Source organism: Kibdelosporangium philippinense, assembly GCF_021390435.2.
Taxonomy (GTDB): Bacteria; Actinomycetota; Actinomycetes; order Mycobacteriales; family Pseudonocardiaceae; genus Kibdelosporangium; species Kibdelosporangium philippinense.
This window is the reverse complement of sequence record NZ_JAJVCN010000002.1, coordinates 2,741,742-2,753,759: the sequence shown is the minus strand read 5'-3', so window position 1 is coordinate 2,753,759 and position 12,018 is coordinate 2,741,742. Positions and strand designations below refer to the sequence as shown.

Below are 12,018 nucleotides of genomic sequence, written 5' to 3'. Positions count from 1 at the left end.
CCTCTCCATCAAGGTGTTGAGCGAAAAGGAGACGCTGATCAAGGACGCTGATTACGCCGAACTTGGTAGCCAGATTTTGCTGGGAGCAAACAACTTCCCCCGCCAGGTCGGCATAACGGACGGGTTCGCATAGGAGGCCGAACTGCATTTCCTGAAAGCGCGGTTGCGGGGCGGGGTGTTGTCCAAGGCCCGACGCGGCGAGCTGGTCCAGGCCCTGCCGGTCGGCCTGGTCTATGACCCCGTCGGCAACGTCGTGCTCGATCCCGACACCAGCGTCCAAGGCTCAGTGGCGCGCGTGTTCAGCACGTTCACCACCACCGGTTCAGCGCTGGCCGTGGTCAAGGCGTTCGCCGCTGACGGGCTGCTGTTCCCGCGCAGGCTGAAAACAGGCCCGCGCAAGGGCGAGCTGGTCTGGGGCCAGCTGCAACACTCCCGGGTACTGCAGGTGCTGCACAACCCCCGCTACGCCGGTGCGTTCTTCTACGGTCGGCGCACCGATCACCGCCGCGCCGACGGCACCATGACCACCCGCGTCCTGCCGCGCGAGGAATGGACGGTGCTGATCACCGACTCCCATCCCGGCTACATCAGCTGGGAACAGTTCGAGGTCAACCAGACCCGTCTGGCCGCCAACGCCACCGCCCACGGCAACGACCGCCGCGCCAGCCCACCCCGCGAAGGCCCCGCCCTGCTGCAAGGGCTGGTCGTCTGCGGCAAGTGCGGCGGCCGGATGACCGTGCGCTACCACACCCGCAAAGGCAACCACGTCCCCGAATACGTCTGCCAATCCGAGGGCATCCAGCACGGGAAAACGATCTGCCAACGCATCCCCGGCGCCGGGATCGACACCGCCGTCAGCCGATTGCTCCTGGACACGGTCACCCCGCTGGCCTTGGAGACCGCTCTGGCCGTCGCCGACGAGCTCACCGCCCGCGCCGACGAGGCCGACCGCATCCGCGCCGCCGCCGTGAAACGCGCCCAATACCACGCCGACCTGGCCCGCCGCCGCTACCTCGCGGTCGATCCCGCCAACCGGCTGGTCGCCGACCAACTCGAAGCCGCCTGGAACGCCACCCTGCGCGAGCTCGGCGAGGCCACCGACACCTACGAACGCGCCCGCGAACAGCACACCGGACCACTGAGCCAAACACAACGCGACGCCGTCACCGCGCTGGCCGCCGACTTCCCCGCACTCTGGGCGAATCCAGCCACCCCGATGCGGGAACGTAAACGCGTCATCCGCCTGCTGCTTACCGACGCCACCCTGGCCAGGACCGACAGCACCATCACTGTCCATATCAGACTCAAAGGAGGACAGGATCGCACCTTGTCACTACCGATCCCGTTGGCAGCATGGCAAATCCGTCAGACACCGGCCGAGGTCGTATCAGCGATCGACACCCTGCTGGAGGAACACACCGACTCCGAGATCGCCGCCATCCTCACCAGCAAGGGCATGGTCAGCGGCACCGGCCAGCCCCTGCACGCCCGACTCATCCGCCAGATCGGCAAGGCCTACCACCTACGCAGCCACACCCAGCGCCTGCGCGACGAAGGACTGCTCACCCTCAACGACATCGCACGCCACCTCGGAGTCGGCACCAGCACCGTCAAAACCTGGCGCAACCAAGGGCTGCTCACCGGCCGCCGAGCCAACGACAAGAACGAATACCTCTACCAACTCCCCAGCCCCGACATCGCCCGCCCACGACGCGGACGACCACCCCGCAAACCAGCCCCACCCACCGAAACAACCACCACATCAACCACAAGGAGCGCAGTCTGATGCCAACTGTTTGCCGGTCGGGCGGTATGCGGCCAGCACGTCGATGTCGAAGTCGTAGTGCCCGGCGAACGCCACGGCTTCCGGATGCAACGGAACGGCCTTGCCTGGGGCGACATGCCGACGCACCACGGTCTTGGTGCGGTCGTAGACGATCGCCCGAGGCACCCCGCCGAAGTGCTCGAACGCCCGGCGATGGCAGGCGAAGAAGGTCTCCAGGTCCTGACTGGTGGTAAAGCAGCAGAACGGGTCGCGTGAATAGGACAAGGTCATGTGGAACGAGTAGACCTTCGGAATGCCGACATGCGCGAGGATCTGACCCTCGTCCCCCCAGTCCACTTGGGCCTGCGCGCCTGGGATCACCTCGAACCGGCGGTGCAGGAGCCCCAGCTCGTCCGGGGCGATACCCAGCTCGGCCGCGATCCTGGGACGGGCCTCCTGCAAATACAGCTTGACGCGCTGATAGTTGCCGGTGAACCCGTACTGCTCGACCAGCCGCTCGTGAATAACCGTGCCTTTCAGCAGCAGCTCTGAGCGCAGCCACGCATCGATCACCGGCGCCATCGCGGCGATCACCGGCGCCATCGCGGCGATCACCGGCGTGCGGGTCCCCTTGCGGCTGCTGCCTCGCGGCGGTCCTGGCCGCGCGTCGCTGGCCAGGTATTTGCGGACAGTCTGCCGGTGCAGCCCGGTCTCCCGCGCGATCGCAGAGATGCTCATCGCGCCGGACTCATACAAGCCACGGAAGCGACGCAGCTCCGCCCACCGCTCCTCGTCCAAGATCACCAGTGCCGTCCCTATACACACCCGCCAGGTCGCACGACAGCTTGACGATCACCAGCGCGTACCGACACCCCGACACGCTACAAAGTGGACACATTAACCCGTACGTGGCTGGTCACATGAGTCCGTACGCCGACACTCGGCGCCGTATTTGTAACCGGTGGCGTGTTTTTCGGTGACCAGGGCACCAATCGCCTCGGTCATCGTGATGCTGACGTTCATCGCGGCACCCCCTGCGTGGGCGCGTCCGGGTCCAGCGCGCACTTGGCCAAAAGGACCAGGGAGGATTTCAGATAGACACCGGTCGACCGGACGTCCTGGTGACCGAGGATGTCGGCGATCTGCTCGACCGGTGTGCCGCTTTCCATCAGCCGGGTTGCCAGCGAATGCCGCAAGGAGTGCATGCCGTGTCGGCGTTTCTCACTCACCGGAACATGCGCTGCCCGAGCATGTTTGACCAGAATCTGATGCAGATGGTCCTGATCGGAGAACGGGCCGATCGGGGCCATATGTCGCACGAACACCTGCGGGTGCTCGCAGTCGGGCCGGCCGTGGCGGATGTAATCGATCACTGCCCAGCCGACATCTTTCAGCAGCGGTAGCTGCACTCGGTTACCGGTCTTGGCCTGCGTCACGAATAGGCGGTTGCCCGGCCAGTCGAAGTCGGCGAACTCCAGCCGTTTGATGTCCACGCCGCGCAGCCCGAGCCTGGTGATCAGCAGGATGATCGCGTAATCGCGTTTCCCGCAAGGGTTGTCCCGGTCGATCGCTTCCACGATCCTGGCCACCTCGCCTGGACCCCACACCGACGGAATCCTGGCTTGCCGGGACGAGCGTGCCGCTGGCACCGCCTCCAGGCACGCCTCGTCGACCAAGCCAGCGGCGGAGGCGAACCGCAGGAACGACCGCACCGCACAGAGTTTCTGCTCAACGGTCTTGAACTGGTAGCCGGTCAGCGTGGCAACGAATGCCCCGATCATCGCGGCGTCGCAGCAGCCCAACCCTCCACGGGTGCCGGTGAACGCGACGAACTCCCCGGCCAGCGTCCCATAGGTCCGCACCGTCGACACCGACCGCCCAGCCGAGCGCAGCTGTTCCTGGAACCGGGCCACCGTCTCGACGCCAGCCTCGTCCAGCTTGCTCACCGAGCGGCTGTAGCGGCGCAGCACAGCCCCGTGGACCGCGTAATCGTCCAGCATCGCAGCGACCCTGAACAGATACACATCGGTCTGCTTCAGGGTTCCGGCGCGCTCCTTGCCGAAGAACCCGCACGCGTCGTCGACCCACGCCATCGCCGCATCCAAGGAAAACTCCTCGACACCCCTTGCAGCGAAGTACTTTTGCATCCGCCGCCAGCACCCCCGGTACCAGACCAGCGTCGATTCCTTGTAGCCCAGACGCTGTAACTCCGCTTCCAGGCCCGACACCAACGCAGACAACCTCGCCATGACAACCGACCTCCGATCGTGCCGGCCCGGCACCATGCCGGACCTCCTGATCAGAGGATCCGCGCGTTATGCGCAGTGCTCGACCCCCGAAATCGCTGTCACCAGGCCATACCGACCGACACTGCGCATAACCCAGCGCTGTTCATAAGGCTCCGCGGTCTCGCCAGTCCTGGCAAATCTGTTCCTCCACTACGCGTTCGATGCGTGGATGGCCCGGGAGTTTCCGGGCGTCACGTTCGAGCGATACGTGGATGACGCGGTAGTGCACTGTGGATCTGAACGCCAGGCGTACATGCTGCGGGCTGCGATCGGTCGGCGTATGGAACAAGTCGGGGTGAGGTTACACCCGGACAAAACCAAGATCGTGTACTGCAGGGACAGCAACCGGCGCGGTGATCATCCGAACATCTCGTTCACGTTCCTGGGGTACACGTTCGGGCCTCGGCAAGCGCGAGACAGGCAGGGCCGAAGCTTTACCTCGTTCCTGCCCGCGATGAGCCGGGCCAAGCTGACCGACAAGGGGCGGGAAGTCCGCCGTTGGCGGCTTCACGGCCGCACCAATGACACTCTGGCCGACCTCGCGGAAACGATCAACCCGATCGTGCGAGGTTGGATGAACTATTGGGGTCATTTCTATCGATCCGAGATGTTCGTCCTCCTGCGGCGCATTAATTCCTACCTGCTGCGATGGGCCCGCAAGAAATACAAACGGCTGCGCGCATCCAAACGCGCCCAGGCATGGTGGGCGGACGTCGTTCGTCGCGCACCCGGCCTGTTCGTTCATTGGCGTTGGACGCGTGACATATATTCTCCGTCGACTGGATGGTAAGAGCCGTGTGACGAGAGATTGTCATGCACGGATCTGCGGGAGCCTGAGGGCGAGAATCCCTCGGGCCACCCGACTGGTTCGCGAAAGACAAGCAGTGAAATTCGCTGCGATCGCGGACTGGGCAGAATCCGGTGACTTCCCGATCGAGTTCATGTGCCGCGAGCTAGGCGTGTCCCGCTCGGGCTACTACGCCTGGCGCGACCGCGCCCCCAGCCAGCGCGAACGGGCCGACCACGGCCTGACCGCGATCATCACGCAGGTGTACGAACGGCTGCGCGGCAACCCCGGCGTGCGGCGTGTACACGCCGAGCTGATCACGCTCGGGCACCGCGTCTCCCCGAAGCGGGTCTGGCGGCTGATGAAGGCCGCGGGCCTGCAAGGACGCCACCCCAAGCCGTGGAAACGCACCACCATCGTCGGGGACGCGCCGGTGCCGGCGCTGGATTTGATCGGCCGCGATTTCACCGCCGAGGCGCCCAACCAGCGCTGGTGCGGCGACATCACCTACGTCAAGACCTGGGACGGCTGGGCATATGTGGCCACGGTGATCGATCTGCACTCCCGCGCCGTGGTCGGCTGGGCCATCGCCGAGCACATGCGCACCGAGCTGGTCACCGCCGCCCTCGACATGGCCCTGGCCCGCCGCGAACCGCCCGCGGGCGTGATCTTCCACAGCGACCGCGGCAGCCAATACACCTCGACCATCTTCGCCGAATACTGCGCGAAAAATGGAATTCGCCGGTCACTCGGCCGCACCGGGATCTGTTTTGACAACGCGGTCTCGGAATCCTTCTTCGCGACCTACAAGAAAGAACTCGTCCACACCCGGCCCTGGCCGACCGTCAAACATCTCACCAAGGAAACATTCGACTGGATCGAAACCTACTAAAACACACAACGACGCCACTCCACACTCGAATACTTGACACCCCGAGAATACGAGCTAGGATACAGAGAAATCAGTCAGATCGCGGCCTAAACCCGTATCCATAAAAACGGGAACACTCCACTCTCAGCTGGCGTGGCTACCCCGAAGACCCTCTTGAGCAACGGCTTGTCCCGGCGGGCGGCGTCAAGTTGGGCTTGCGTTTGCTGGTACCAATACTGCGAACTGGCAATGTTCGCCTCGGCGGCCTGCAAATACTCAATGGCAGACGCCGATGCCGCCTGTGGCACGGTGATCCTGTTGTCCCGGCTTGATAGAAACGTTCAGGACATGATCGTCACATCGTGTGCTTCGCGGTGATTCGGTTCCACAGTTCGGTGTACGCGGTCGATCGGCCACAGGCGTGCCAAGCCCGCGATGTCCGCGTTGGGCCTGTTCAAACTCTTCGCACGCAAGAGGCCTCCCGAATCGCTGGACAGTGGGATGCGCCCTCTCGGAAGCCACGACCGGCTTCATGCAGATGCTTACCCATCCCCCAACTACATCCTCGTCGCCTACACGGCGATCGAGACTTCACGCATTACCTGTCGGGGCATGGGTTTGACATCTCACTCGGCTGGCTCGTTATCGCTGCCATCGCCCGTAACCTCGACACGAATGAGAGCGCCTGATGACCGACTATGCGTTCCCGAACACACCGGACATCGAGGAAGCGTATCGGACCGCATACCGAGCGCTGGAAGCCCTGGTGCCCCCGCATACTGTCACCGCCGAGGGCGAAGCCCACGTCGCCGAGGTTCTGTCACAGTTCCGAATGCTGGTTGACAGCGCGGAGTTCGTAGTCGCCTCGCAGCTCGGTCCAGCCATCTCGTGGCGAGCGCCACGCCGGGACAGGGATTGGGATCTGGTGCTGTCAGGTGTCGATCTCGACAATGACGCGTACGACTTCGGCGATGTCCAGCTCGACATCGCTGCCTTCGAAGGTCCGACCGGGACTTGGCACGATAGTGCTTTGAACAACGCTGGCCTGGCGTACAAGCGTGCCGCCGGATGGGATCACCCGCCAGATGAGTCGGGCGTCTGGCTGCTGATGTTGGCTCCGGTGTCGGCCAGTGGCGGGGAGGATGGCCCCTGGTTCTACAGCGGTCGTGTCGCCGGGTTCGTGGTTGTGCACGACCGCGACAAGGACGGCGCCTACGAATCGGTCGCCCACATTTGGACGGCCACCGCGTGGCAACGGCGCGGCATCGCACGGCGCCTGCTCGCTGAGGCCAGGTCACGATTTCCCGTCACCAGTGTCGAAAAACCGTACACCGAAGCAGGCGCCGCGTTCGTGCGCGCCTGTCCCGCCCCGGAGGCTCCTCACATCTGAGCACCAGAATCCGTTGCAAACAGTCCGGGTTACCGATCGGTCGATCTTGTCGTCCAGGGGCGCGGACAGGTGTACGACTACAGATCATGAAAGGCCAGGGTTGATCTTGTCCTTGGGCGGCGTGTCCTCCCGGATCCTGATCGATTCATGATCTACGCAGGGATGGATGAGGTACGCGGATGGAGGTGGCCTTTCCGAGCGGGGCAGGGCCACACGCGAAGCTGTCCGGTTGCAGGCGGCCCAATGGTTCGCCCAGGACGTGCCGGCCGCCGAGATCGCCCGCAGACTGCGGGTATCCACCAACGCGGTCTATACCTGGCGGCGTCGATGGCGTGCCGAGGGTGAGGCAGGGCTGGCGTCGAAGGGACCGGGCGGATCGTCCTGCCGGCTGGACCAGCCACGACTGGACAGGCTGGCCCAGGCTGTGGAACAAGGCCCAGCCGTGCATGGGTTCGGCGAGGATCAGCGCTGGACCCTGGCTCGGGTCGCCGATCTGATCGCCCGGCTGTTTCACACCCGCTACACGCTGCGCGGGGTGTCGTATCTGCTGCACCGCATGGGGTTCTCGCCACAAGTACCCGCCCACCGCGCGATCGAGCGCGACGAGCAGGCGATCGCCACCTGGCGGCGGGAGGTATGGCCGGCGGGAAAACGGTAGCGGCGCAGCAAGGTGCTTGGCTGTGTTTCGAGGACGAGGCCGGGCAAACGCTGCGCCCGCCGAAAGCCCGCACCTGGGGCCGCCGGGGCCAGACACCACAGATCCCGGTGTCGGGCAAGGGTTCGGGCCGGGTATCGGTCGCCGGGCTGGTATGCGTCCGGCCCGGACACCGGCCCCGGTTGATCTACCGTGTCCGGACCCACCGCGGCCGCAAGGGGGAACGGCGCAGCTTCGCCGAAACCGACTACGCCGCCCTGCTGGACGCCGCACACCAGCAGCTCGGCGCCCCGATCGTGTTGATCTGGGACAACCTCAACACGCACACCAGTCACGCGATGCGCAAACTGGTCGCGGCCCGCGACTGGCTACACGTGATCCAACTCCCGCCCTACACCCCGGACCTCAACCCGACCGAGCACGTGTGGTCCCACGTCAAACGCAACCTCGGAAACCTCATCGTGCACGGCATCGACCAGCTCACCGCCATCATGAAGAACCGACTCAAACGCATCCAGTACCGACCCGGGCTGATCGACGCGTTCTTCGCCCACACCAGACTGAACCTCGAACCACAACCGCCGTAATCCTGGCCTTTCAAGATCTGTAGCCACGCTCACAGTCGGAAACACTCACGGCAAGATCGACAAAACCACAAGCAAGATCAACTAAATACTGCGCGAAAGGCCGAGGTTAGCCATGGCCTGTTTGCGTGTAGCGTACACCACGCGGTGAACTCGCTCATTCTTCAGCGTGCCGAAGAAGGACTCGGCCATCGAGTTGTCGTAGCAAATTCCAGTCCGCCCGACGGATTGCCGGATACCCAGCGAGCGGAGCGTGTTCGCGAACTGAGCGGACGTGTAGTTGCTGCCACGATCGGAGTGGAATATCGCGCCGCGTTTGATAGGATAGTTCCGCGCGGCCATGCGAATCGCGTCCTCGATCAGCGGTGTTTGATAGTTGTCCGCCATCGCCCACCCGATCACGGCTTTGGTGTAGCAGTCGATGACCGTGGCTAAATATACCCAGCCCTCCCAAGTCGGGATATAGGTGATATCGCCGACCATCTTCTCGCAGGGTGCGCCGGCGGTGAAGTCCCGCGCCACGAGGTCGGGCAGCAGATGCGCCGACGCCTCAGTGAGCCCCAGCCGCCACGGCCGCGGCTGACACGGCTTCAGGCCCAGCTCACGCATGATGCGCCGAACCAGCTCCGGCGTGCAGGGCTCGCCCTGGCGCTCCAGCTGGGCGTGGACACGACGGTGCCCGTAGGTCTCGTCCGAGTCAGCGAAGATCTGCGTGATCAGCTCAGCGAGGTAGGCGCGCCGCTGCCTGGTCGCCGATTCCGGACGGGACTTCCACTCATAGAGGTAATCTCACCAAGATTCTGGTTCGTTTGTTGAGCCGCGAAGCTGCTCGGACGAGCGCTGGTCGATGTGCTGGGGAGTGGTGCGACCCGGGGAAAGATGGGCGGGGAGCCCTTGGTAGAACTGGATTTGCGAAGATCAAGTCCGGACCAGAAGGCTCCCCGTGATTGCGTATCGTGCCATGCTCGATGTCCCGCGTGAACTGGCCCTCTACCTCAGCCGGCTGCTGCACGCCGAACGCCGCCGACGCGGCACCCGCAAGAACAGCAGGGCGTTGACCTGCTTTCGCCACGCGGTGCTGGGCCTGCGCTGGTTCCGGCAGAACACCGACGTCCCCGCCCTGGCTCGCGATCACGGCATCTCCCGCGCCACCGGCTACCGCTACTTGGATGAGGTCGTCATCGTGCTCGCCGAGCAGGCGCCGGACCTGCATGAGGCCCTGCAGCGGGCCAAGGATGAGGGCACGGCCTACGTGATCCTCGATGGAAAGGTCTTCTCCGCCGATCGCTGTAGCGAGAAAACGTTGAGCGTGAAAGGCGAGCCGATCGACCTGTGGTACTCCGGCAAAGCCCGCGAGCACGGCGGCAACATCCAAGCGCTGTGCGCGCCGGACGGTTTTCCGTGGTGGGTCTCGGATGTCGAGCCCGGTTCACTCCATGACTTGACCGTGGCGCGCGAGCATGTGCTGGGTGCGCTGTACTGGGCCGCCTCGCACCTTGATCTGCCGACGCTGGCCGATGGCGGCTACGACGGTGCCGGCATCGGCGTGCACACCCCGGTCAAACAGCCTGCCGATGGCCAGGTCCTCGACGTGGACACCCGCACACGCAACGCTCTGCTGCGTGGCCTGCGGTGTCTGGGCGAACGTGGTTTCGCCCTGCTCACCGGACGCTGGCGCAGCCTGCGGCATCTCACCGCCAGCCCCAGCAAGATCGGCGACATCGTCAAAGCCGCCCTTGTCCTCACGCATTTCGAACACGGCAAGATCGCGTGAAAGTCGCTGAGATCACCTCATAGAAGCCCGATTTCGACACATCCAGCCAGATGCACATTTTCGCGATGGTGTACTTCTTCTCGCCAGCCTCGTCCACCGTATCCTTCTACACCTCGATGGACTCGTAGCGCTCGCTCACCGATACTCGCTCGCAAAGAAGGCCGCGGCTTTTCCCAAAAAATCCTTCTCCAACCGCAGCTCGCGAACTTCCTTCTCCAACTCCCGCAACCGCGCCCGCTCCGGCACCGTCAACGGCGGCTCCTCGCCGGCATGAGCTTTCCGGTACTCATTAACCCAATTCCGGAGACTCTGCTCATTCACCCCAAGCTCCCGCGCGACCGACGCGACGGGACAACACGACTCCACCACCATTTTCGCCGCTTCCTCCTTGAACTCCGGAGTAAACGACCGACGCTTCTTCGACACGGACATCCTCTCTTCCAGACGAAAACCCTAGTGGGTTCGCTGTCCGGAAGATCAACAGCCTCTCACAGACCCTCTCGGAACAGTCCCTCCTCGCTTGACGGGAGTGTAAAAATTTCGGTGTAACTGTCCAAAGTGGAGGGTACACCTGTGACTGACAGGACGAAGACTCAGGCCACGACGGCGGCCAGCCCGGTGGTGGATGAGAAGCTCGTGGCCGAACTGGCGAAGCGAGCACAAGCCGAGGGTATGGCGATCAGCGGTGAGGGTGGGCTGATCGCGCAGCTGACCAAGATCGTGCTGGAGTCCTCGCTGCAGGGCGAGATGGACGCTCACCTGGGCTACGGCAAGCACGACCCGGCCGGCCGCAACGGCGGCAACTCCCGCAACGGCACGCGGGCCAAGACCGTGCTGACCGAGACCGGCCCGGTCGAGATCACCGTGCCGCGGGATCGGGACGGCTCGTTCGAACCCACGATCGTGCGCAAACGCCAGCGCCGGCTGGACGGCATCGACGGGATCGTGCTGTCGCTGTCGGCCAAGGGTCTGACCACCGGGGAGATCTCCGCGCATCTGGCCGAGGTGTATGGCACCAGCGTGTCCAAGGACACCATCTCGGCGATCACCGACCGGGTGCTGGAGGGCATGACCGAATGGCAGAACCGGCCGCTGGACGCGGTGTATCCGGTGGTGTTCATCGACGCGATCCGGGTCAAGATCCGCGACGGGCAGGTCGCCAACCGGTCGATCTACCTCGCGCTCGGGGTCACCATCGACGGCGACCGCGACATCCTCGGGCTGTGGGCCGGCGAGCACGGCGACGGTGAGGGAGCCAAGTACTGGCTGCGGATCCTGACCGAACTGAAGAACCGGGGCGTGCGGGACGTGCTCATGCTCGTCTGCGACGGACTGAAAGGCCTGCCCGACGCGGTGAACACCGTGTGGGACAAAACGATCGTGCAGACCTGTGTCGTGCATTTGCTGCGCAACAGCTTCCGGTATGCCTCCAAGAAGGACTGGGGCGTGCTGGCCAAGGACCTCAAACCGGTCTACACCGCACCCAGCGAGCAGGCCGCGCTAGACCGGTTCGCCGAGTTCAGCGAGAAATGGGAACGTAAGTATCCGGCGATCGTGCGGCTGTGGACCGACGCATGGGCCGAGTTCACCCCGTTCCTGGCCTTCGACGTCGAGATCCGCACGGTCATCTGCAGCACCAACGCCATCGAGAGCATCAACGCCCGGCTGCGTCGGGCGGTCAATGCCCGCGGACACTTCCCCACCGAGCAAGCCGCACTCAAGTGCCTGTACATGGCCCTGATGGGCCTGGACCCGACCGGCAAAGGCCGAGGACGCTGGACCATGCGCTGGAAAGCCGCCCTCAACGCCTTCGACATCGCCTTCGACGGACGCCTGTCCGCCGACCGAATCTAACCTTATCAAGATCCAATTACACCGAAAATTTGACAGTCCCCGCTTGACAG

The 12,018-nt window shown here is 64.3% G+C and carries 11 protein-coding genes and 2 pseudogenes; 9 read left to right on the top strand and 4 right to left on the bottom strand.

All coding sequences use genetic code 11. The features are described 5' to 3' along the window. Positions 1–178 precede the first annotated feature (178 nt). The gene (locus LWC34_RS31570) at positions 179–1,786 is read left to right on the top strand and encodes a recombinase family protein (RefSeq protein WP_233728362.1); all 1,608 of its coding nucleotides are present in this window, start codon (positions 179–181) and stop codon (positions 1,784–1,786) included. Here the strand turns inward: LWC34_RS31570 and istA are convergent. Then, positions 1,763–2,569: an IS21 family transposase gene (gene istA, locus LWC34_RS31565; RefSeq protein ID WP_233728710.1), complete on the bottom strand. Its 807-nt coding sequence runs from the start codon at positions 2,567–2,569 to the stop codon at positions 1,763–1,765. The genes LWC34_RS31570 and istA overlap by 24 nt on opposite strands. 215 nt (positions 2,570–2,784) lie before the next feature. After that, a complete protein-coding gene (locus tag LWC34_RS31560) occupies positions 2,785–4,014 on the bottom strand; it encodes a site-specific integrase (RefSeq protein ID WP_233728709.1) in 1,230 nt (409 codons plus the stop codon). 160 nt (positions 4,015–4,174) lie between these two features. On the opposite strand from LWC34_RS31560, the pseudogene LWC34_RS57230 reads away from it, so the two are divergent. The 6 genes and pseudogenes from LWC34_RS57230 to LWC34_RS31535 all read left to right on the top strand — a co-directional run. Further along, a pseudogene (locus LWC34_RS57230) lies at positions 4,175–4,438 on the top strand (reverse transcriptase domain-containing protein); the annotation flags it as partial. A 69-nt stretch (positions 4,439–4,507) separates the two neighbouring features. Continuing rightward, on the top strand, positions 4,508–4,843 hold the full coding sequence (locus tag LWC34_RS57225; protein ID WP_284051778.1) for a group II intron maturase-specific domain-containing protein: 336 nt from the start codon (positions 4,508–4,510) through the stop codon (positions 4,841–4,843). Next, a complete protein-coding gene (locus tag LWC34_RS31550; RefSeq protein ID WP_308200163.1) occupies positions 4,812–5,732 on the top strand; it encodes an IS3 family transposase in 921 nt (306 codons plus the stop codon). The genes LWC34_RS57225 and LWC34_RS31550 overlap by 32 nt, the downstream gene beginning before the upstream one ends. 667 nt (positions 5,733–6,399) lie before the next feature. After that, a complete protein-coding gene (locus LWC34_RS31545; protein WP_233728705.1) occupies positions 6,400–7,101 on the top strand; it encodes a GNAT family N-acetyltransferase in 702 nt (233 codons plus the stop codon). A 166-nt stretch (positions 7,102–7,267) separates the two neighbouring features. Beyond that, positions 7,268–7,759, top strand: coding sequence for a winged helix-turn-helix domain-containing protein (locus tag LWC34_RS31540; RefSeq protein WP_233723037.1), 492 nt, complete (start codon positions 7,268–7,270; stop codon positions 7,757–7,759). Beyond that, positions 7,738–8,343, top strand: coding sequence for a transposase (locus tag LWC34_RS31535; RefSeq protein WP_233728704.1), 606 nt, complete (start codon positions 7,738–7,740; stop codon positions 8,341–8,343). Before LWC34_RS31540 ends, LWC34_RS31535 begins: the two co-directional genes overlap by 22 nt. An 81-nt stretch (positions 8,344–8,424) precedes the next feature. On the opposite strand, the pseudogene LWC34_RS31530 reads toward LWC34_RS31535, so the two are convergent. Beyond that, positions 8,425–9,111, bottom strand: a pseudogene (locus LWC34_RS31530) (IS3 family transposase); the annotation flags it as partial. A 172-nt stretch (positions 9,112–9,283) separates the two neighbouring features. Between LWC34_RS31530 and LWC34_RS31525 the strand changes: the two are divergent. Next, the gene (locus tag LWC34_RS31525; protein ID WP_233722715.1) at positions 9,284–10,114 is read left to right on the top strand and encodes a transposase family protein; all 831 of its coding nucleotides are present in this window, start codon (positions 9,284–9,286) and stop codon (positions 10,112–10,114) included. Between the two features lie 135 nt (positions 10,115–10,249). On the opposite strand, the gene LWC34_RS31520 is transcribed toward LWC34_RS31525, so the two are convergent. Continuing rightward, on the bottom strand, positions 10,250–10,540 hold the full coding sequence (locus tag LWC34_RS31520; RefSeq protein WP_233728702.1) for a transposase: 291 nt from the start codon (positions 10,538–10,540) through the stop codon (positions 10,250–10,252). Positions 10,541–10,732: 192 nt separating this feature from the next. On the opposite strand from LWC34_RS31520, the gene LWC34_RS31515 reads away from it, so the two are divergent. Continuing rightward, entirely contained in the window at positions 10,733–11,968 is a 1,236-nt protein-coding gene (locus LWC34_RS31515; protein ID WP_233728926.1) for an IS256 family transposase, read from the top strand. Positions 11,969–12,018 lie beyond the last annotated feature (50 nt).